Genomic DNA, 22,011 nt, shown 5'->3' with positions numbered 1-22,011 from the left:
AAAACTCGAGTACTGCGTTATCGGCACCTCGAGGCCAGGAGCTGCGTTCGTCCAAACCAGACTCCGTGGGAGATTTGTTCTTCGAGCCATCCGTTTCCCACGCAACGGGAATCGCCTCCCGTCCTTTTTGAGGGATAGCACCTACACAGCAGTGAGACCATGACACAGCAAACACACGACATCGGAGAAACGGTCTGGTTCCGCCTCGTGACCGGCACCATCTGGCTGTTGGTTGCCGTGTTTACCGCCGTCGGTATTTATACGATCAATCCGGAAGCGGTCACCGGCATCCTCACCTCCGGGTACTTCCTGAGTACGCTGCTGTTCGGTGGCTTCCTCCTCGTGGTGGCGTACCTGATCTTCCGTCAGTACCCGATTCGAACCCCGAGCCGCGACACCGAACGGTACACCTCCTCGAGGTAGTCGAAAGCGGCCGAAACGGGCCCTCGAGAAACTCGAACGCTGGTTTTCGATACGCACTCGAGGCAACCGGTTTTCGATACGCACTCGAGACACGTCAAAACGCCCTCGTTTTTTTACAGTCGTTCCGACAGTCCACTCTGCACAACCGATTGCTCTTTACTGCCGGAGTGATTCACCCCGAGTATGAGCAGGTTCGGTGATGTCGACGACCAGTACGACCCACACGCCATCGAGGAGCGCGTGTTCGAGTACTGGAACGAGGTCGACGCCTACGAACGGACGAAGCAGCATCGTGCCGACGGCGAGTCGTTTTTCTTCGTCGACGGGCCACCGTACACCTCCGGGGCTGCCCACATGGGGACGACCTGGAACAAGAGCCTGAAAGACGTCTACATCCGCTACAAGCGAATGCAGGGTTTCGACGTCACCGACCGTCCGGGCTACGACATGCACGGGCTCCCCATCGAGACCAAAGTCGAGGAGAAACTCGGCTTCGAGAACAAAAAGGACATCGAGGAGTTCGGCGAGGAGAACTTCATCGAGGCCTGCAAGGAGTATGCCGACGAGCAACTCGAGGGGCTCCAGTCGGACTTCAAATCCTTCGGCGTCTGGATGGACTGGGAGGACCCCTACAAGACGGTCAACCCCGAGTACATGGAGGCCGCCTGGTGGGGCTTTTCGAAGGCCGCCGACCGCGGCCTCGTCGAACAGGGCCAGCGCTCGATCAGCCAGTGTCCCCGGTGTGAGACCGGGCTGGCGAACAACGAAGTCGAGTACGAAGACGTCGAGGACCCGTCGGTTTACGTCAAATTCGACCTCGTCGACCGCGAGGGGAGCATCGTCATCTGGACGACGACGCCGTGGACCATCCCCGCGAACGCGTTCACCGCCGTGGACCCTGACCTCGAGTACGCAGCAGTTCGCGGTTTCAAAGACGGCGAGGGCGAGGTCATCTACGTCGCCGAAGCGTGCGTCGAAGCCGTCCTGAAGAAGGGGCGCTACGACGACTACGAGGTCCTCGAGACGCTCGAGGGCAGCGAGATGATCGGCTGGGAGTACGAGCACCCGCTGGCCGAGGAGGTGCCCGACCACGCCGACCACGATGGTGTTCACCAGATCTACGCCGCCGATTACGTCGAAGCAGACCGCACTGGCCTCGTTCACTCCGCACCGGGCCACGGTGAGGAGGACTTCGTTCGCGGCCGGGAGCTCGGTTTCCCCATCTTCTGTCCCGTGGGCAGTGACGGCGTCTACACCGACGAGGGTGGAAAATACGCTGGCCAGTTCGTCAAAGACGCTGACGACGAGATTATCGCGGACCTCGAGGCCAACGGGGCCATGCTGGCGTCCGAACACGTCCACCACAGCTACGGCCACTGCTGGCGGTGTGATACGGGTATCATCCAGATCGTCACCGACCAGTGGTTCATCACGATCACGGACGTCAAAGACGAGTTGCTCGACAACATCGACGACAGCGAGTGGTATCCAGATTGGGCGCGTGACAGCCGCTTCCGCGATTTCGTCGAAGAGGCTCCCGACTGGAACGTTTCGCGCCAGCGCTACTGGGGCATCCCGATCCCGATCTGGACCCCGGAAGGTCGTGACGATGGGGCGGCTGCCGCCGCCAGTCATGAGCGCGCCAGCGGGCGGGCGGATGATGAGGATACCATCGTCATCAGTACGCGCGAAGAACTCGCCGAACGCGTCGATCAGGATATCGACCCGGACACGGTCGACATCCACAAGGATACCGTCGACGACCTGACGATCACCGAAGACGGGACGACCTACACGCGCGTGCCGGACGTGTTCGACGTCTGGCTCGACTCCTCGGTGGCTTCGTGGGGGACGCTCAACTTCCCCGAAGACGACAACCAGTTCGAGGAACTGTGGCCCGCTGATTTCATCCTCGAGGCCCACGACCAGACCCGCGGCTGGTTCTGGTCCCAGCTGGGAATGGGAACGGCCGCGATGGGCGAAGTCCCCTACGACAAGGTGCTGATGCACGGCCACGCACTGGACGAGGACGGCCGCAAGATGTCCAAATCCGTCGGGAACGTCGTGGAGCCACACGAGGCTATCGATCGACACGGCTCGGATGCCATGCGGATGTTCCTGCTATCGGCGAATCCACAAGGCGACGATATGCGGTTCTCGTGGGACGGCATGCGGACGATGGAGAACAACCTCCGGACGCTCTGGAACGTGTTCCGATTCCCGCTGCCATACATGCGCCTGGACGGCTTCGATCCGACGGAGACGACGCTGGACGCTGTGGACGAGGACCTCGAACTCGTCGACGAGTGGATCCTTGCCCGGCTTCAGTCCACGAAAGCCGAGATGACCGAACACTTCGAGGAATTCAGGCAGGACCGCGCCCTCGAGGCGCTCCTCGAGTTCGTCCTCGAGGACGTCTCTCGGTTCTACGTGCAGGCAGTTCGTGAACGCATGTGGGCGGAAGCCGACAGCCCCTCGAAATCCGCCGCTTACGCGACGATTTATCGCGTCCTCGAGGAGGTCGTCGTCCTGCTCGCCCCGTTCGCTCCCTTCGTCACGGAGGAAATCTACGGGGCCCTCACGGGCGACGATGGCCACCCCACGGTGCACATGCACGACTGGCCCGCAGTCGAGGAGTACTGGGCTGACAGCGAACTCGAGACCGACGTGGCCTACGTTCGGGCCGTCGAGGAAGCCGGCGCGCACGCTCGCCAGCAGGCCGGTCGCAAACTCCGCTGGCCCGTTGGCCGCGTCGTCGTCGCGGCGAACGACGAGCGCGTCGTCGAGGCGGTAAACCGTCACGAGTCACTGGTTGCCGACCGGCTCAACGCCCGCGACGTCGAACTCGTCGAACCCGGCCAGCAGTGGGGTGAGCTGGCCTATTCCGCCGAGGCGGATATGAGCAAACTGGGCCCCGCCTTCGGCGGCCGGGCCGGCGAGGTGATGAACGCGCTCAACGAGGCCCGCATCGACGAAGCCAGTCTCGAGGCACTCGAGTCCGCGGTTGATAACGTCCTCGAAGACGGTGAGGAACTGACCGAAGGCATGGTCTCGTTCGTCACCCAGACGCCAGACGACATCGCCGGGACGCCCTTCGGTCTCGAGAGCGAGGAGGCCGGGGTGGTGTACGTGGATGCGACCCTCACCGACGATATCGAGAGCGAGGGCTACGCCCGCGAGGTCATCCGTCGGGTCCAGGAGATGCGCAAGGAACTCGATCTAGACGTCGAGGAACGCATCGTCCTCGAACTCGAGATCGAGGACGACCGCGTGGCAGACCTCGTTGCCGAAAGGGAAGACCTGATTCGCGAGGAAGTCCGTGCCGACGAACTTCGCACCGTCGACGTCGATAACGGCCAGCGAAAGACCTGGGACGTCGAAGGTGTGAGTGTGGAGTTAGCGCTCGAGCCGGTGGCGGCGGACGTCTCGAACTGATCGACTCGGAGCGAGAGCGAAGCGAGCGAGCCGTCTTTTCGTTCACAACAGTTATCACGTTGGCTAAGCATCATTTCGGTATGCTCTCCAGAGAAACAGCCGTTCACGCAGTCATCGTTGCGGTCACCATCGTTTCGTTCGTCCTGTTGGACCGCGCCGGTGTGGCGGTCTTCGATGGTCCGTCGGCCGCCGTCGCCTTCGTCGCCTTCTACGCCATTTTACTCGGCGGTGCTCACCTGGTGTTCGCTCTGCAGGGAGTCGACGGCATGATCCCCGTCGACGCCAGATGGCGCTATCTCGCCGCCCTCGTGGTCGTACTCGGGGGGAGCGCGCTCGTCTTCTACGGCGAGGGACTGGCCGTCGGCCCACTCGAGTTATCGACGCTCGGCTATGCCATCGTCGCCGTGACGGTTATCGGGTACGTCGTCATCGAAGGCGTTGCTGGCTATCGGGCGACGCAGACGCAAACATCCTGATTGGGTGCCACAACAGTCAACAGGCGGCCGTTCGAACTCACACCAGTGAACGCACTCGAGGACGCGTCGGCCTCACCACCCCTCGAGGGGTCGGTAACTCCGGCCGAGGCCTCGTCGACTTCTTCGCCATGTTCGTCGATCGAGTGGACGGTCGAACCCGAGACCTCGAAAACGATTCGCTGGCTGCTGGTCGCCCAGGTGGCCCTCGTCGACGCGGCGCTCGTTCTTGGGAGCCTCCTCGGACTGGGATGGCTCGTCCGGACGGCTCCACTGTTCGGCGGCGTCGTCGGCGTTTTCGTGGCGGTCATCGCACTCCGCTATGGCTTTGCTATCTCTCCGCTCGAGCGCTGGCGACCGGGCAGCGCGATGTGGGGACTCGAGCGCGGGTTCGTCCTGCGCGGGTTCGCTCTGGGAGCAGTTTTGTACCTTCTGGCTGCCGTGGTGTTCGGCATGTGGATCGTCGTGGTCGCCGGTAGCGCGACTGTACTGGCTGGGTTCGCCAACGTGGTCATCGGAGACGGTGCCGCACGCGGGCGACTCGACCTCGAGACCGGAACGATTGCCTTCGCCGGCCGCTACGGCGACATTTCGGCGGTCTCGAGCGTCCGAACGGTCACGGTCGGCGACCTCAGTATCGTTCGCCTCGAAGGGCAGGGATTCGACGAGCTACGATGGTTTGCAGTCCCTGCTGGCGAAACGGGTAAGTCAGTGCGTGGTACCCTCCAGCAAAATACGCTCGAAGGCGACACCTCGAGCGTGGAGGGACACCGTTAATGGGACGCCACCAGTACGGACTATCGAATGCGCCGTTTCGCGACTGCCCTCGAGGTCGACCCGTCTGAGATGCCGGCACCAACCAGCCGTCTGCAGGCCGTCATAACCGACTCTCGCTCGAGATGAGTGGATCACGGCTGACGCGGCTGGTTCGTCACGTTCGTCTCATCTCGACGGTCCATCACCGGATCGAGCTTCGTCGTCGCCGGAATCATCCACAACTGGCTGCGGCCGTCTTGCTGGGGGCGCTCGCCGGGACGATGCTGATCGTCGGGGCGCTCCCGGTGCCGGTGTACGAGCACCTCTGGCCCGAACCGGGTGCGTACTACTACGGGACGCTGGTCGGTCTCGAAAGCGAGCGGGTGCTCGCGCTCTCGCGGGAACTGGCCGCGATTGCCGTCGTGACGATTGCCGGACTTGGCGGACTCGGCGCGATTACGAGCGACAACTGGGAACGACCGCCAGCGGAAATCGTGACGGCGGTCCCGCTACCGGCCGCGATTCTCGGCATGCTCGCCGACGAACTCCTCGAGAGCAGTTGGTTCGTCGCACCGGTGGTCGTTGGCGGGGTGCTGGCGTTTACGGCCGGGACGAACACACCCTCCACCCTCGTTGGTGCCGCCGTCGGTGGCCTCGCAATCCTGTTGACGGGACTGGTCGTCGGCACGGCTATCGGACTCACTCTTCGGGCCTCGATTCGACGGTCGCCACGGCTGTACCGCGCTCGCTACGCCGTCAGCGTTGGCTTTCTCTTCGTCGTCTTCATGGGGCTTGCCCTCAGTCGACGGGCGGGGTCAACGCTGGCATCCTCCCCAATCGGCTGGTACGGTGACCTGTTGCTCGTAACGACGCCGGGCGGTGGGGCCCTCCCAACGCGAGCGGCCGTCGCGCTCCTCGCCAGTTTCGTCTTGCTCCCACTGGCAATGGCAACGGTCGTCACTGCCGGCCGGTCGCTGTGGTTCGCCGAAACCACGCTCGACGACGGCACGGTGACGCCGACACGTCGTGGCCGAATCGACCGCCTGCTCGAGGCCGGATTCGGTCGGTCGACCGCAATCGCGACCCGGACGGTCTGGCGACGGATGCGACGATCGCCACGGGCGATGGTGTACGTCGTCTTGCCCCTGGCCGTTGCTGGCCCAGTGACGGTCGAACTCTCGGCGGCGATGCCCGCGCTGTTGCCGGTCCTGTTCGTGCTGTATCTCGCCTCGGCCGTCGGCCTCGGGACGACGCTCAACCCGCTCGGTAACGAACGCGTCGCGCTCCCGCTGGTTCGGACGACCCCTGGTGGCGTCGATACCGTTCTTCGCGGGCACGTGCTGGCCGCCCTGGTTCCCGGCGTGCCCTTCGTCGTCGCCGTCGGGACCGTGCTCGGTCTCGTCGTCGGCTACCCGCCGTGGGGGCTGGTCGCGTTCGTGATGGGCGCTTCCCTCGTCACCGTCGGCGGGATCGGCTGGTCGCTGGCAATCGGGGCCGCGCTGCCGAACCTCGAGGGACCGACCGAGGCTTCGCTCGCCCCGCCGGAACTGTACGCGATGGTGGCGTTTCTCTCGACCCTCCTGATCGTTGCCTTCCCGCTCCTGGTTGGGTTCGGCCTGGGGTTCGCACTGGCACCCGCTGGCGCCGTACTCACGGTAGGGGGAACCGTCGCTACCGCGGGGGCGAGTGTAGTCGGCGGCTATCGCTTCGCTCGAAGACGGCTCGAAACGTTCGAGTAACCGGAGGGGATTCTGTGCTGACGATCAGTCGTCGGCGACGAGACTCGAGTTTTCCGTCTCGAACCACTCGGGCGGAACGGTTCCATCCGCGTTCCAGCCGCGGTGGTCGTAGTACTCCTCGAGAGCCTCCTCGAAGCCGGGCAACTCGTAGGGGAGTCGGTCGTCAGCACGGTCCATCCCGCGCTGGTTGTTGAAGTGGCGTTCCATCGTGACGACCTCGCCACCGATTTCGAGCAGATCCTCGTAGGCCGCGTCGAGCAAGGTTTCGAGACGGTCGGCGTCGACGAAATCCCGCGAGAACTTACACAGGACGGCGCTGTCTTTGATCGCGTTCAGATTCTCCTTCTCGGCGACCTTCGGCGGCTTGCCCTCGAGTCCTTCCTTGTCGAGTGCGTCCTCGGGGTCGACCAGCGGGTACTCGAGCGAGTAGAACTCGGCGTACATGTGGTCGGCACCCCGGTTCGAGGTGGCAAAGCCCAGGCCCTGGCCGTGGAGGGTGCGGCCGTCGTGGGCGGGGAACTCCATACCTTTGACCGACCAGTTGTCGACGCCCAGTTCCTCGTGGAACCGCTCGACGCCTTCTGCGAGGGTGTCACCGATCCCCTCACGGCGGGCGATTTTCTCGACCAGTTCGTGAATTAAGTCGACGTCGCCGAAGGCGTCCTCGCTCGCGAGATACGCCGAGACGACGTCGCCACAGGAGATGGTGTCGAGACCGAGTTCGTCACAGCGCTTGTTCGAGTGCATCACGTCGACGATATCGTCGACGCCGGCGTTCGAGCCGAACGCCATCACGGTTTCGTACTCCGGCCCTTCGGTCTCGAGGCCCGACTCCTCGTCTCGCGTCGGCAGTTTGCAGGCGAACGCACAGGCCGAGCAGGTTCCTTTCTTGTACTTTTTCTCCTCGACGCGGTCGCCACTGATTCCCTCGGACCCCTCGAACGACAGTTCCGAGAAGTACCGCGTCGGCAGGGCGTTGACCGTGCTGGCGAACTCGGTCATCGAGGACGTCCCCTGCCGTTTCATGATGTGATCGGACTGGGCGGCCTCACGGTGGACGTCCATCTGCAGGGACGGGATCTCTACGTCTCGCGTCGAATCGCCGTCGAAGGTGATCGCTTTCACGTTTTTTGCGCCGAGGACGGCACCCAGACCACCGCGGCCGAACGCACGCTCGCGTGAAGTCATCAGAGAGGCAAACCGAACCTGCTGTTCCCCTGCCGGTCCGACCGTGACGGTGTGTTCGGCCTCGAGGCCGTGTTCGTCCTCGATATAGGCACAGATCTCGCTCGTCTCCGCACCCTCGAGGTCGGGGACGGGTTCGAACTCGACGCCACTGTCGGTGACGTGGACGATCACGAGGTCGTCGCTTTCGCCGGTGACTTCGACGGCGCTGTAGCCGGTTGCCGTAAAGTTTCGCGAGAGAAAGCCGCCCGCGTTCGAGGAGAGCAAGCCGTCGGTCAGCGGCGAGACGGCGGTCGCGGACATCCGGCCGGTGAAACTCATCCGGGCGTGCTGGAACGGCCCCGTCGCGAAGTAACAGCGATTGGCCGGGCCGAGCGGGTCGGCGTCGAACGGAATCCGCTCGTGTGCGAGGGCCGTACAGAGCGCCCGGCCGCCGATGTAGCGCTCGAGTACGTCGTCGATCGGTTCGCTCGTCGTCGAGCGTGACTCGAGGTCGATCGTCAGGAGTGGGCCGCGAGCGTGTTTCATAATCATCCCTGACACACCGTGACCCAAAATGCTACCGGTTGGCCGTATCGACGGTTCCGTTCGACCAGTGGGTCGGCCGGTCCTCGTACAAGAGCATGCATCCGGTATCGGGGCCAGAAGAGGAGGAACTGCAGGCGCTGAACGAGTTGTCGATGTACCGTTCGACCCGCATTGCATCTGCCGCGTCGGGATACGGTGCCGAGTACTCGACCCGGTAGACGATTCGACCCGGGCACGTCTCTCCGTCTTCGTCCGCTCCGTTCGATACCTCTCCACCTACTTCCGGTTCGTTCGTGTAAACGTCGACGCGATATGTCGCGACGGTCGCATCCGACCGGGAGGTTCGCCGTATCTTCGCCCCGATTTCGGTATCCGGTGACGTGTCGTTGAGCGTTCCGACGACAGTTCCACCGCTCGAGGACATCGCTCGAGCGCGAACGTCGTCGTAGCACCCGGAGTCGACGATCGACACCGAGTCGATTTCGGGATCTGGGGGTTCGTCGTGCCCGAAAAGGAGTCCGCTCGAGACGAAGATGGCGGCACCCACGGCTGCCAGGGCAAAGAAGACGAGGGCGAGTCGTTTTCGCGTTGGATCGACGGTCATCATGACCGGTACCGAACCGATTCTCGCGGTGCCTCGAAGGTGGACGTAATCGGCCGTTTTGTCGTCGTCATTGACAACTGAACGACGTTATCGTGGAGGGCAGCCATCGAACCCATGCTCTCGGGCCGACTATATTAGTTTGTTGACTTTTTTGGGTGCGCTTTCAGGGTGAGTTTCTCACCGCACCCGAGTGTATGTGTCCCCACCACCTCGACAATATACCCTTCAGTTCACTCGAGTGCGTTCGGTGGATCTGGCAGTCGGTCCTGATCTTCGGGGTCGTGGTGGACGATGACGTCCGCATCGCTCGTCCTGGCCCGGTCTTTGAGCGCCGCCAGCGAGTCCATCGACTCCTCGAGCGACCAGACGAACGAGGCGACGAGCCCCTGTTCGTAGCCGACACGGCTGTTGGCAGCGTCGGCAGCCAGAATCGTCGTTCCGGACTCGAGGGTGACCTCGAGTGACTGGTGGCCGGGACTGTGTCCAGGCGTCGGGAACGCGACGACCGAGCCGTCGCCGAAGACGTCGTACTCGCCGGTGATGGCCTTCACGTCGGCGTCGAGCCGTCGGAGGTGGTGGAAATCACCCTCGAGGTAGAACAGGCGCTGGGGGCCATCCGGCCAGAAGGCGTAGCGAAGTTCCGCCTTCTGGACGACGACCGTGGCCTCCGGAAACGAATCCAGGTTGCCAGCGTGGTCTGTGTGCAGGTGGGACACGACGACCGTATCGACGTCCGAGGGCGCATAGCCCAGTTCCTCGAGGTGGTCGACCGGCGGCTTGCCGGCTGAGGTGTCGAGCGTTTCGACGAAATCCACCATGTGGGGTGCGCCGTTTGGCCCGTACGAGAGCGGGTCGGCGGCCATCTCGTGACTGACGCCCGTATCGAATAAGACGAGGCCGTCGGAGTGCTCGAGCAAGTAACACGGACACCGGCCCGGAAACGGCTCCCCGGGCTGTTGGAGCTGGGTCGCCGCGCTGTAATCGAGCGTCCACGTCGCCGTGTTCAGACGGTAAAGCCGTTCGACTGGCATACCTTCCATTTCGGCCGCGATCGTAAGAAACTATCCCCAAACGCGATAGGTTCCGTTGAGCCCCCTACGTCGCTCACATCGCGTCCCCCCTCCACGAACCACTACGCGTCTCGTCCCTTCGCAGCACCTACGCGTCTTCGTAGGCAGCCGCCTGTGCAGCCTCGAGCGTAAACCGACCTTCGTACAGCGCACTGCCGACGACGACCGCACTGGCTCCTGCATCCCTGAGCGCGCGAACGTCCTCGAGCGTGGCGACCCCGCCGCTGGCGATGATCGGGACGTCGGTCGCCTCGACCAGCTCCCGAACGGGTTCGGTGGCGACGCCCTCGAGTTGGCCCTCCACGTCGACGTTGGTGAACAAAATCGCGGTGGCCCCGAGTTCCTCGTAGCGCTCGACGGCCTCGACGGGCGTCATGCCAGCGCCTTCGGTCCACCCCTCGACGACGACCTCGCCGTCTTTGGCGTCGAGACTGACGACGACCGAGTCCCGCTGAGCGTCGCTGATTTCGGCGACGATATCGGGGTTTTCGACGGCCGCGGTGCCGAGAATAACGCGGTCGAGGCCCTGCTCGAGCAAGGCGATGGCGTCCGTGGCGGTTCGGATGCCGCCGCCGAGTTGCGTCGGCACGTCGACGGCCTCGAGGACGGCCTCGATGGCGTCGGCATTGGCACGCTCGCCCTCGAAGGCCCCGTCCAGGTCGACCAGGTGCAAACTCTGTGCCCCAGCGTCGATCCATCGAGTGGCGGCCTCGACGGGGTCGCCGTATCGTTTTTCCGTTCCGCGTTCGCCCTGAACGAGCTGGACGACCTCACCGTCCTGAATGTCGACTGCGGGGATGACTTCGAACGACTCGAACTGGGTGTGCATACACGACTACGGGAGGCCAGGGTGAGTAAAGTCCCCGGTTTCTCGAGGGGGAGTGATTCGGTGGAGTGCCAAAATAGTCGGTCTTTTAGGTTGCTAGCCCATACTGTTGTTCGTGTCTGAAATTCTCCTCCTCGCAGGCATCGTGGTCGCCGTTTTCGTCGGCTACAACATCGGCGGGGCAACGACCGGGCCGGCCTTTGGCCCCGCTGTCGGCGCAAACGTCATCACGAAAGTCGCCGCTGCTGCCCTGATGTCGGTATTTTTCTTCGTGGGTGCCTGGACGATCGGTCCGCAGGTGGTCGACACGCTCGGTAACAGGCTCGTCACCGACAGCGCTATTTTCACGCTCGAAGCCAACGTCGCTGTCCTCTTTTTCATCGGCGGTGCCCTCTTTATCGGCAACTACGCGGGCGTCCCCGCGTCGACGTCGATGACGGCCGTCGGTGCCATCGCCGCACTCGGCCTTGCGACGGGCGAACTCGATATGGCGGTGCTGGGCGAAATCGTGATCTGGTGGTTCGTCGCGCCGGTCATCGGCTTCTGGGTTTCGGGCGTTATCGGCCGCTACTTCTATCCCCAGATCAACGCCTGGATCGCCATCGAACCGAACCGCGACGGGGATCCGATGCTGTCGATGCAACGTTCGGGACCGGTCCCGACGGTCGGCTTCAGTGAGGGGGCCTCTCGCCGGAAGAAGATCGGCGCACTGGTCGTCGTCGCAATCGGCTGTCTCATGGCGTTCAGTTCGGGAACGAGCAACATCGCCAACGCCATCGCCCCTATCTACGGCGCGGGTGGACTCGAGATGGGACCCCTCATCGTCATCGGCTCGATTGCAGTTGCCGTCGGTGCGTTTACCATCGCCCGCCGGACCCTCGATACGCTCGGGAACGATATCACGAAACTGCCGTTGACGGCGGCTATCGTCGTCGCGGTCGTCTCCTCGACCATCGTCATTTTCCTCTCGGCGATCGGCATCCCCGCGAGTTTCGTCGTCGTCGCGACGATGTCGATCGTCGGTCTCGGATGGGGACGAGCAACGCGGACGACGCGACTCTCCGACGCTGCTAGAGGGGAGGAGCCGGCGGTCTCCGTCGGTGCACTGACGAGAGACGAAGCGGGCGAGGAACCACCCGAAATCGGGGAAGAAGACGTTTCGGATATTCCACAGGCGTCGGACCTGTTCGATCCGTCGACAACTGCACGCGTCGTCCTGATGCAAAACGTCGTCCCGCTCATCTCGACGGTGGCGGCGTTTCTCACCTTTCGATTCGTCCCCCTTTTCGGCTTTTGAATCGCGTTCCTCTCTCGAGTCGGGACTGTCAGACCTGATAAACCGTTGCAAATGAACAGCAAGCTATACCAGTACGCACCTCGAAGCCCAACGTGATGCCCACGGTAGAATACCTCAACTACGAAGTGCTGGACGACCAGGGATGGGACATGGATGACGACGACCTCTTCGAGAAAGCGGCTGACGCCGGTCTCGACGGCGAGGACTACGGCAGCCTCGAGGTCAACGAAGGCGAGTACATCCTCGAGTCGGCTGAGGCGCAGGGCTACGACTGGCCCTTCTCGTGCCGTGCCGGTGCCTGTGCGAACTGTGCTGCCATCGTCAAAGAAGGCGAAATCCAGATGGACATGCAGCAGATCCTCTCCGACGAGGAAGTCGAGGACAAAAACGTCCGCCTGACCTGTATCGGTACCGCCGAGACCGACGAGGTCAAAATCGTGTACAACGCGAAACACCTCGACTACCTGCAGAACCGCGTCATCTAGACGCCGGCGCAGTACGCCCGGTAAAATTTTTAATTTATTGTCACCTGTTAGAGGCGATTGTGAAAATATAGTGTAGCGATACACCCACAAGCCCGGATGGCGACGGTTCATTAGGCTCCGTTCCATAGTGCGGTTATGGACACCCTCTTGTTGGTTTCACTCGTGGCCATCCCGGTGTTTGTCCAGGTGTTACTCGCCGCCTTCGTCCACTACGACGCGACGGACGTCGGGATGAAAAATCCGAATCGGTGGACGGCTATCGTCTTTTTCGTCCCGATTTACGGGGTTATCGTCTACATCCTCGCCAGAAGCGAACTCTCCTACGACCCGGAAACGGACCCCTACAAAGGTGGGAAAGTGAACGTCCACCCCTCGAGAGCCGACGAGGTTCCCTGGGACGTTCGCGATGGCGACGGGGCAGACGGCGAAAACGAGTGGAACGACCCCGTCGATATCGACGACCTCGAGGCCGACGAGGAGCGAGAACGAAACGGATAGGAGATGCCGACTGGCACTCGAGCGGGCGGCGTAGCCGGAAAAGCCTTGCACTCCGGCTAACACTATCGAGACGTGATACGTCGGTTTACCGTACTCCTGTTGACACTGTTGTTGATAAGTAGCCTCGGTGTGGTCGCGGGTGTTCCCGGACCGGATCGAGACACAGCAAACGCCTCGAGTGTCGACGCGGACGTGACACACAGTACGGCCAGTGTGGCCGCCACCACGACGAGTCCCGGAACCAGCGACGAAACACCGTTGATTCGAGAATCGATCGTCCTGGAGCAACGCCCGGACGAACCCGGCGTCATCGGCGCGACCGTCACCTACGAGGTCCCCGATGCGGTGACGGAACTGACCGTGCGGCCGGACGCCCACACAACGGTTACGGACTCGAGCGGGTTCGAACCCGAAGCGGGCGGGAGTTATAAGTGGGCCGCAGGCGATGGCACTCCCTCGTTGACACTCGAGATCGCCGCCAACCGGACCAACGAGGGGCGCCATATTCACCAGCAGACTGACCGACATACAGCCCCACACGCGAACGAACACACGCAAACCGGCGCTGAAGAACACGCACGGACCGACGCTCACGAACACGCACACGACCACGAGGACGGCCACACGTTCGTCGAAACGGGCGAGTGGGGAATCGTCGCGGTACCACAGTTCGAACTCGGGTGGGTCCAGCGGGCACCCGTCGGTACCGACCGAACGGTGACCGTCGACGGCCCCGGCGTCGCCGGCACTGACATCGTTTACTTCGGCGAATCGACGACCTACACGGAGACGGTTCGCGGGGAGACCATCACGCTGGTCGTCCCCGACGCAGCCGACCTCGAGGAGTCGCCAACAGACGTGCTCGCCTCCCTCGCTGCGGCCAGCGACGAACTGCGCGTCGGGGCCCGAAGTACGAACGTGCTCGTCGTCGCCGCCCCAACCGGCACCGTCGAGTGGGGAGCAAACGGGATCCAGTACGGCGACAGCGACGCCTGGGTGAGAGACGACGCCCGACTGGACGTCCCCGGCAACGTCTGGCTCCACGAGTACGTCCACACGCGACAGGCGTTCGCCAGCAGCGACATCGACCCGACCGTCGCCTGGCTCATCGAAGGACAAGCCGAGTACTACGCGGCGACGCTGACCTACGAACAGGGGCACATCGACCACCGCGAGTTCCGACGATTCCTCGAGGAAGGCCAGGAGTCACCGTACGCAGACGGCGTGCTCGCCGATCCCGGAACCTGGCAGGACCCGCTCACCGACTACGTCAAAGGCCCGCTCGTCTACGGGGCGGTCGATCGACAGCTCCGTCTCGAGAGCAATGGCGAGTACACCATCGAGGACGCGTTTCGGGCGCTCAACCGAGCCGAGAAGCCGGTGACCGAACAAGACTGGCTCGAGGCGCTCGAGCAAAGGGGTGGCTCTCCAGTCAGGGAGTACGCGATGACCTACACGCACACCGATTCGACACCGGAAAGCTGGGACGAAGCTGCACACGAGTTGGCGTTCGGTCAGCCGACGCCGGCGTTCGAGTACTCACTCGCGGCCGGCGAACCGCTGGCGTTCGAGGGCTTGCTCGAGCGGAGCACACGCACCGAACCCAGACCGCTCGTGGTCGGCGAGACGATGACCGTCCCGATCGCCGTCGACAACCGCGGCGATCGTGCGGGGACCTACCGGGCGACCCTGCAGGTCGACGGCAGCGTCGTCGCCGACGCCGACGGCACGCTCGAGTCGGGCGGTTCGACCGTCGAACACCTCACCTGGACCCCCGAGGCACCCGGTCGGTACGCGCTGAAACTCGGCGACGAACCCGCGACGGTCGACGTCCTCGAGCCAGCCGACCTGACGGTGACCGCCCTCGAGGTGTCACCCGAGTCCGTCGAACCCGGCGAACCCGTGACCGTTCGGGCAACCGTCGAAAACGACGCCGCTCGTGCGGGACAGACGACCATCCAGTTCCGGACCAGTAGCGGCGTTGCGGACGAACAGCAGGTGACGCTGGCGCCGGGTGAGATGACGACCGTCGAGACGACGATTACCTTCGAACGGGAAGCCCACCACGAAATCGCCGTCGGCGACCGCCGGGTAACGGTGGCCGTCGAACGAAGCCTCACTTCACAAGCGAGCGGTGCCACCGATTCGATCCCCGGCTTCACCGCGGGCGCAACCATCGTCGCGTTGCTGGCGCTCGTTGTCGTGGGGAGCCGCGGGTCGTACCGACGCCTCGAGTGGCGATGAGCCACCTCGGGTGACGTGTAGCAGTACGCTTGGGTATGAACTTCGAGTGAGTAAAAACCGTCTAGAACAGATCCTGGGTGATCTCGAGCGTCTGTTCTCTGTCGTCCCAGCCGACGAAGAGGGCGACGCTCGTCGCCGAGGTGATGATGTCGTGGACGTTGATTCGCGCGTCTGCGAGGGGTCCGACGATACCCTGGATGACGCCCGGCTGGTTTGGCAGTTCGCCGCCGGTAACGCGCACGACCGCAAGCGGGGAGTCGACGGTGACACTCGAGAGTTCGTCGCGGGCGATGACCTCCCGGTGGAGGATGTTCTCGGCCCGCTCGGCTTCGTCTTCGTCGACGTAGAAGGTGACCGAATCGAGGCCGCTGGCGACGGCGTCGATGTTGATATTGCTCTCTCCGAGAGCGGCAGACAGCGACTGGAAGACGCCCGGCTGATTACGGATTGCGCGACCGGCGACGGTGAGACAGGCCAGTGGCTGTTCGCGCATATCGACGAGGCTCTGGAACTCGCCTTCGATGTTCGTGCCGCCCGACAGCAGATCGCCGTGCTGGTAGTGGACGACGCGAACGCCGAGTTGCCCGTCTTTGTACGACAGCGCCGACGGAGCGACGACTTCGGCCCCGCGGAACGAGAGGTTTCTGAGTTCGTCGACCGAGATTTCGCCGACGTTGCGAGCGCCTTCGACGACGCGTGGGTCGCCGGTCATGACGCCCTCGACGTCGGTAACGATGACGACCTCGTCGGCGTCCATGTAGTTGCCGAGCATGACGGCGGACGTGTCAGAGCCACCGCGTCCGAGCGTCGTCACCGACCCTTCGGGGCCCTCGGCGAGGAAGCCGGTGATGACCGGAACCGCGTCCTCGAGGGTCTCTGAGAGCGCTGTAGCACGGCGTTTGGTCTCCTCGACGTCGACCTCCCCGAACTCGTCGGTAACGATTGGCCAGCCCTCGCTTCCTGGTTCGTAGAACGCCGCATCGACGCCGCGTGCGGAGAGGGCAGCTTTGAGCATCCGGACGGAGGTTCGTTCACCCATACTGACGATCTGTGCGCGGTCGGCTTCGTCGGCGTCGAACGTGATCTCATCGAGTAAGTCGTCGGTGGTCGATCCCATGGCGCTTGCGACGACGGCGATTTCGTGTCCGTCGGCGACCGCGGCGGCGATAGAATCTGCGGCGCGATTGATTCGGTCCCCGCTCCCGAGACTCGTGCCGCCGAATTTGGCTACGACGCGCATCGAATCACCGGTGAGAGTTCGTGGCTGTAAATGGCGTTTCTCATGTGCCACTCCGTTACCAGAGCGGGCAAATAACTGTGTCCCTCCATCGGATTATTACCCATTCCCGCCGTCATCGACTTTATGGGCCCCTGGACCGGGGACATCCTCGCCCGTTGCCGATCCAGAGACACCATCGTCCGGAGCCGAGTCCGCTTCGGCGGCGCTGGCCTCGAGTTCCGCCCGCGGATCGAACGTGACCATCCCGAGCCCACTCGTGTATTCGTAGGTGTGCCACTCCGAAATGGCGAGCACGCCCCGCAGTTTGCGAACACGAAGCCGACGAAAGAGCGTGTCCTCGAGCACCGATCCGTCGAGGGCCAGGTCGACGACCCCGTCGACGACGTAATCGAGGTCCCGCGGGAACGTATCGCGCTCCCCGGCGACCGTCGCACCCGCGATGATCGGCACGTACCGGCCTTTGCACACCTCCGCTCGCACGTCCTTGACGAAGTCGTAGGCCTGTACGGGCTGGACGAGCGAGCCGAACTCCGCGATAGAGTCGACGACCACGAGGCCGGTCTCGACCATCTCGATGGCCTCGAGACAGTTGTCCAGGGCGTTCTGGACGGCGTTCCCGTCGCTCGGGTCCCGGACGGTGGTCGTCCGCGGTTCGACGATCTGTCGTAGATGGGTGTTCCACGCCGTCATCCGGTCGTAGAGGCGCTCGGGGTTGTCCATCCGCGAGGTGAAACAGTCGACGATCCGTAACTGACCCCTCTCGAGATACGGCAGAACGTTCCACTCCATCGCGAGGAAGTTCGTGATCAGCGACGTCGGTGGCTCGGTGAACGCGACGAGCACCGCCGGTTCACCCCGCTGGAGCGCGCGCCAGACCAGTTCGGCCTGAATCGCTTCCTCGCGCGTTCCCGAATTGCCGACGAGCAAGACGAAGGAGTTTCGCGGAAATCCCTGCGGGAGGGACGCGTCCAGCCCGGCCACACCCGGCGTGAGTTTGCGGTGCCCGTTGGCCTCAGCTATTCCCTCCCCCGCCTCCTCGTATGCCGTGCGACACGCTTTCGAACAGAACGGGTCGCCGTCCGTCTCGCCTTCGGCTGCGGCTTCGACACACTCGACGTCGTCGACGCGCTCGAGCGGACAGGGCTGGCGACAGAACCCACAGCGAGGGCGTTCTGTCTCGGTGTCAGGCGTCATACAGTGACAGGTGTGGGCAACCCACATGAACGTGTTGCCCAGCTATAGTGGCCAGTGAAACGATGTACACACCTATCGCGATGGCGTCTTCCAATAGGGTGTGCACTGACGTTCACTGGCTACGAAACCCACTACACTCCGTGGGGATCGAACCGATAGCGGTTACGGCCTCGCTCTCTGTCGACACCTGAGAGAGTACTGTCGAGCGGGAGTCGTCGGTCGGATTTATGTTCGTGCGTGTCATTACCTCTCACTAATGAACGTACGGGACGCACTCGAGGCCGACGCCGACGCACTTGCGTCGATTGCGGACTCGCCGACGGACGTGATGCGAAATCTCGTCCACGACCGAACGGTCAGGGTTGCCGAGGACGGGACGCACGACCCCAACGCGGACGTCTCGAGTTCGGAGCACTCACAGTACGGCGAGTCCAATCCCGAAGACCTGCTGGGGTTCGTTAGCTTCGACGCTCAGGGCGAGACGGTGCACGTGACACAGATCGATGGCACACAGGAGGCCTGTGAGCGCCTGCTCGCCGAACCCGTCAGATTCGCCGAGTGTGAGAACATGGCCGTCGAAGTGCTCGTGCCGATCGGGCACCAGGCCGTCGAGGACGCCGCCGCGTCACTCGGCTTCGGCGAGAAGGGCTTCGGCCCGCGATTCGACGGCGCGAAGACAGTCCGGTTCCGACTCGAGCCCTGAGAAAGCAGGCCGTAGCGCTGAACGCCAGTGCATATCTCCGATTCATTACGAAGGATACCTGTCGGTCTCGAGCGACTCGAGTCGATATTACAGAGGGAAATTCGTAAAATATTGTTGTAGTTATCCACCCAGACGGGAGTCACCGATCCCCGTCACTGCTCGAGTCCCGCTCGGACACATCCCGCTCGAGGGAATCAGACTCCGTGGTCGCTTGCTCGAGCGAGTCGGGCCCCACCGGCTCCGAATCAGCCTCCAGGCCGGTCCGTTCGTCGAAGTGATGTTCGGCGTCGTCCTGGTCGTCCAGATACGAGAGTTCGCGCTGTGGGAACGGGATTTTGATCCCGGCCTCGTCGAACGCGTCGTACACCCGGCGGTTGACCTGGTCGATGGCCCGCTTTTTCGTCAACGGGTGAGAGATAAACGCCTGAAGTTCGAACAGCAGCGCAGAGTCGCCGAACTGGTCGAACAACACTCGAGGACGCGGTTTTTCCCGAATCAGGGGTGCGTCTTCACAGGCCTCGAGCACGAGTCGTTCGACCTCGGCGTAATCGGAGCCGTAGGCGGCCGAGAGCGGAATCCGGAGGCGGATATGACGCTGTGGCGAGGTCTCGTTGACGACCTGGGTCGAGTTCAACACCGAGTTGGGGACCGTCACCAGCACGTTGTCCGGCGTGAGCACGGTCGTCGACCGAATCCCCACGTCCGTCACCGTCCCGCGCATATCGCCGTCGACGTGGATGACGTCCCCGATTTTGTAGGTGTTGTCGAAGTACAATGCGACCCCGCCGATCAAGTTGCTGATTGCGTCCTGTGCCGCAAAGCCGATGATGATCCCGAGGACGCCCGCCGAGGCCAGAAACGGCGTCAACTCGAGTTCCCAGATCGAGAGCAACACGAGGAGGCTGCCGACGACGACGCCGATAGTCCAGAGGTTTTTGAACATCGGCGCGAACTCGTACTCGACACCGGTCTGGTTGAGGTACTCGATCCAGCGAGCCCCGATTCGGACGGCAGCCCGGGCCCACACCAGCACGAAAACCGTCGCGAGGATCTTCGAGACGACGGGATAGGCCTCGCTCAACTGGACCAGTTCGACGCTAACGTAGATACCGGCGAGCCCGATCGAGAGCGACAACGGGGCATAAATTTCGGCCATGACGGCCCGGGAGAACGAACTCGTCTCGAGCCGTTCGGACGCCGCGACCTGTCGCTGACTCCACCAGGTTACGGCCCGAGCGAGGACGAACGCGCCGGCGAGAATCAACGGCACCCAGAGCAAGCGGTCGGTCTCCATGACCTCGAGCAGGTCATCGATGCTCGAGCGAATCATGCCACTTTCGGCGCCGAACAGCCCCTCGAGAAACGCGATAGTCTCGAGTGGGGTGAAGGAAGTGAGCGAGAGACTGTTGACGAGGAAAGCGACTCCTTCGAGGGTAGCGACGGCCGTGAGGGTAGCTAGCGTCGCCAGGAGTGTCTCAACGCTCATCGGTAAACACGGATTAGCCGTAATCAACGGGTGATTATAACTCTTCAGCTCTGGTTCGTTCACGAATTGCTGAACGTGACACCCACCAGTACGTGAGCGTGACTAGAGTAGCCATTGAAACGATGTACACACCAATCACGATGCCGTCTTGCGATACGTGTGCACTGACTGTCACTGGCTACTAGGGGCCCAATCAGGACTCAGTCGACTCTTCGAGAACGAACACACATCGCGTCTCGCCAGCGTCACGAGTCGTCTCGAGTCGGCGGACGCGCCGGTCATCGTCGAACACGGCCGCAACACCCTCGAGAACGCCGTGAGCGAGGGCCGGATGGTCGCGGTGTGAGCGGTAGGTCACCTGTAATCCGGTGTCAGTCCTCGTGCACGTCACCAGTGGCGGGTCGTTCTCGGCGGTCTTCGTCCGCAGTTCTTCGGCGATTCCCTCGAGATTCTCGAGGAGATGGACCAGTTCCCAATCGTCGCGCCAGTGGGCTCGAAACGTCTGTAAGAGTTCGGGTGCGAGCGTTCGTCCGAAATCGCGTTCGACCGCCATACGGTCGTGTCCGGAAAGGGCCGCGACGGACTCGAGGATAGCGACCAGTTCGTCCTCGGGATAGTGCGAGACCGGCAGGTACAGACGAGGCTCGATGCCCGCGTGCTCGAGCACTTTCGCCCAACTCGCTTCGTCAGTCCGCTCGATGACGTACGTTTTGCACGTCTGGAAGATGAGTCCGTGCATCTGGGGGGTGCAGTTGCGTGGCTCGGGGTACGTCATCGCCTTTGGCCGGGTCGCTATAGAGAGTATCGATGGTTCTCGGGCGTGTCGACTGTTGTGTTAACCTATCAATCAAGGTGAACGAAAGCGGTCGAAGGGGCATGGCCCTCGAGCGCAGATTCATCCTCGAGTCACCGGTGAGTTTCGGCCTCGAGCGCAGATTCATCCTCGAGTCACTGACCAGTTCCAAGCACGTCCGCGAGGGCGGGTGCGACCGAAACCCGGCTCACGGGGCGCTCGAGCGTGTCCGTCCCGTAGATGGCTTCGACGCCAGCACGCGAGAGTCGACTATGCGCGCTCCGAACCAACAGCGGATGGACACAGGTGACGAAAACGCGGCCGACCTCCCGTTCGTGCAAGACCGAAACCGCCTCGCTCATCGTCCCACCGGTGGCGATAATGTCGTCGGTGACGACGACGTCCCGGCCGGCCACTTCGACGTCACTCGGCGTAATCTCGACGTCAGTCCCCGACCGTCGAATCTTCTGGAAGTAGTCGGTTTCACCGTCGCCGTAGGCGCTTCGGACCGTCTCGGCGAGTTCGATGGCTCCCGAATCCGGCGAGAGAAAGACCGGGTCGGTGAGGTCGGCCGGCAACGCCCCCGCGAGGACGCCGGCAGCATCGACCGGCGTCGCCCGTGGCTCGAAAAAGTCACAGACTGCGTCCTCGTGGGGATTGACGACCACGACGTCGTCGGTCCCCGTCGAAATCGCCCGGGCAACCGCTCGAGCGGAAACCGGCTGGCCCGCCTCGAAAGCCTTGTCCTGACGGCCGTATCCCATGTACGGGATGACGGTTACGACGTGCTCGGCACCGGCCTCGCGAAGGGCGTCCTGGAGCAACAACAGTTCGATATGGGCATCGCTCGAGGCTGTCGAACCGACGAGAACAACCCGTTCGTCGCGAACGACCTCCGGATCGGTGAGCGAGACGAACAGTTCGCCATCCGGAAACCGGTCGTAGTCGACGCCAGCGAGCGGTGCCTCGAGTTCACGAGCGAGCGCACCGGCCAGTGCCTGGGATGCCGAAGCGCTCACGATGGTGGTCATA

Annotated in this window: 19 protein-coding genes; 10 read left to right on the top strand and 9 right to left on the bottom strand. The window is 63.1% G+C overall.

The genetic code is table 11. The annotated features are described in order from the left end of the window. The first annotated feature begins 159 nt into the window (after positions 1 to 159). From NLK60_RS12850 to NLK60_RS12830, 5 genes are all read left to right on the top strand, one after another. Positions 160 to 423, top strand: a complete 264-nt coding sequence (locus NLK60_RS12850; RefSeq protein WP_254808175.1) for a hypothetical protein — start codon at positions 160 to 162, stop codon at positions 421 to 423. A gap of 183 nt (positions 424 to 606) precedes the next feature. Then, entirely contained in the window at positions 607 to 3,858 is a 3,252-nt protein-coding gene (gene ileS / locus NLK60_RS12845) for an isoleucine--tRNA ligase (protein ID WP_254808174.1), read from the top strand. Positions 3,859 to 3,938: 80 nt separating this feature from the next. Then, positions 3,939 to 4,334, top strand: coding sequence for a hypothetical protein (locus NLK60_RS12840; RefSeq protein WP_254808173.1), 396 nt, complete (start codon positions 3,939 to 3,941; stop codon positions 4,332 to 4,334). Between the two features lie 45 nt (positions 4,335 to 4,379). Next, a complete protein-coding gene (locus NLK60_RS12835; protein ID WP_254808172.1) occupies positions 4,380 to 5,108 on the top strand; it encodes a hypothetical protein in 729 nt (242 codons plus the stop codon). A 122-nt stretch (positions 5,109 to 5,230) separates the two neighbouring features. Further along, complete coding sequence (locus NLK60_RS12830) at positions 5,231 to 6,826, top strand: hypothetical protein (RefSeq protein ID WP_254808171.1); 1,596 nt, start codon at positions 5,231 to 5,233, stop codon at positions 6,824 to 6,826. A gap of 24 nt (positions 6,827 to 6,850) precedes the next feature. On the opposite strand, the gene NLK60_RS12825 is transcribed toward NLK60_RS12830, so the two are convergent. The 4 genes from NLK60_RS12825 to hisA all read right to left on the bottom strand — a co-directional run bounded on the left by NLK60_RS12825 (position 6,851) and on the right by hisA (position 11,042). Beyond that, positions 6,851 to 8,539, bottom strand: coding sequence for an aldehyde ferredoxin oxidoreductase family protein (locus NLK60_RS12825; protein WP_254808170.1), 1,689 nt, complete (start codon positions 8,537 to 8,539; stop codon positions 6,851 to 6,853). A 31-nt stretch (positions 8,540 to 8,570) separates the two neighbouring features. Continuing rightward, on the bottom strand, positions 8,571 to 9,146 hold the full coding sequence (locus NLK60_RS12820) for a hypothetical protein (protein WP_254808169.1): 576 nt from the start codon (positions 9,144 to 9,146) through the stop codon (positions 8,571 to 8,573). 227 nt (positions 9,147 to 9,373) lie between these two features. Then, the gene (locus tag NLK60_RS12815) at positions 9,374 to 10,174 is read right to left on the bottom strand and encodes an N-acyl homoserine lactonase family protein (protein WP_254808168.1); all 801 of its coding nucleotides are present in this window, start codon (positions 10,172 to 10,174) and stop codon (positions 9,374 to 9,376) included. A 127-nt stretch (positions 10,175 to 10,301) separates the two neighbouring features. Continuing rightward, entirely contained in the window at positions 10,302 to 11,042 is a 741-nt protein-coding gene (gene hisA, locus NLK60_RS12810; protein WP_254808167.1) for a 1-(5-phosphoribosyl)-5-[(5-phosphoribosylamino)methylideneamino]imidazole-4-carboxamide isomerase, read from the bottom strand. Positions 11,043 to 11,154: 112 nt separating this feature from the next. On the opposite strand from hisA, the gene NLK60_RS12805 reads away from it, so the two are divergent. The 4 genes from NLK60_RS12805 to NLK60_RS12790 all read left to right on the top strand — a co-directional run bounded on the left by NLK60_RS12805 (position 11,155) and on the right by NLK60_RS12790 (position 15,563). Continuing rightward, complete coding sequence (locus NLK60_RS12805) at positions 11,155 to 12,336, top strand: inorganic phosphate transporter (RefSeq protein WP_254808166.1); 1,182 nt, start codon at positions 11,155 to 11,157, stop codon at positions 12,334 to 12,336. A gap of 95 nt (positions 12,337 to 12,431) precedes the next feature. Then, on the top strand, positions 12,432 to 12,821 hold the full coding sequence (fer, locus tag NLK60_RS12800) for a ferredoxin Fer (protein ID WP_254808165.1): 390 nt from the start codon (positions 12,432 to 12,434) through the stop codon (positions 12,819 to 12,821). A gap of 135 nt (positions 12,822 to 12,956) precedes the next feature. Then, a complete protein-coding gene (locus NLK60_RS12795; protein WP_254808164.1) occupies positions 12,957 to 13,319 on the top strand; it encodes a hypothetical protein in 363 nt (120 codons plus the stop codon). Between the two features lie 72 nt (positions 13,320 to 13,391). Further along, positions 13,392 to 15,563, top strand: a complete 2,172-nt coding sequence (locus NLK60_RS12790; protein WP_254808163.1) for a CARDB domain-containing protein — start codon at positions 13,392 to 13,394, stop codon at positions 15,561 to 15,563. A 61-nt stretch (positions 15,564 to 15,624) separates the two neighbouring features. On the opposite strand, the gene NLK60_RS12785 is transcribed toward NLK60_RS12790, so the two are convergent. Further along, a complete protein-coding gene (locus NLK60_RS12785) occupies positions 15,625 to 16,803 on the bottom strand; it encodes an aspartate kinase (protein ID WP_254808162.1) in 1,179 nt (392 codons plus the stop codon). Between the two features lie 96 nt (positions 16,804 to 16,899). Further along, entirely contained in the window at positions 16,900 to 17,997 is a 1,098-nt protein-coding gene (locus NLK60_RS12780) for an RAD55 family ATPase (protein WP_254808161.1), read from the bottom strand. Positions 17,998 to 18,253: 256 nt separating this feature from the next. On the opposite strand from NLK60_RS12780, the gene NLK60_RS12775 reads away from it, so the two are divergent. Next, positions 18,254 to 18,700, top strand: coding sequence for a hypothetical protein (locus tag NLK60_RS12775; protein WP_254808160.1), 447 nt, complete (start codon positions 18,254 to 18,256; stop codon positions 18,698 to 18,700). A 139-nt stretch (positions 18,701 to 18,839) separates the two neighbouring features. Here the strand turns inward: NLK60_RS12775 and NLK60_RS12770 are convergent, their stop codons facing one another. From NLK60_RS12770 to NLK60_RS12760, 3 genes are all read right to left on the bottom strand, one after another. After that, positions 18,840 to 20,186, bottom strand: coding sequence for a mechanosensitive ion channel family protein (locus NLK60_RS12770; RefSeq protein ID WP_254808159.1), 1,347 nt, complete (start codon positions 20,184 to 20,186; stop codon positions 18,840 to 18,842). A 193-nt stretch (positions 20,187 to 20,379) separates the two neighbouring features. After that, positions 20,380 to 20,961, bottom strand: a complete 582-nt coding sequence (locus NLK60_RS12765; RefSeq protein ID WP_254808158.1) for a heme NO-binding domain-containing protein — start codon at positions 20,959 to 20,961, stop codon at positions 20,380 to 20,382. Between the two features lie 173 nt (positions 20,962 to 21,134). Beyond that, entirely contained in the window at positions 21,135 to 22,010 is an 876-nt protein-coding gene (locus NLK60_RS12760; RefSeq protein WP_254808157.1) for a ribose-phosphate diphosphokinase, read from the bottom strand. Between the last annotated feature and the right edge of the window lies 1 nt (position 22,011).

The sequence above is a fragment of the Natronosalvus amylolyticus genome (assembly GCF_024298845.1).
Taxonomy (GTDB): Archaea; Halobacteriota; Halobacteria; order Halobacteriales; family Natrialbaceae; genus Natronosalvus; species Natronosalvus amylolyticus.
Note: the sequence above shows the minus strand (reverse complement) of the source record. Positions and strands in the feature narration are given on the sequence as shown.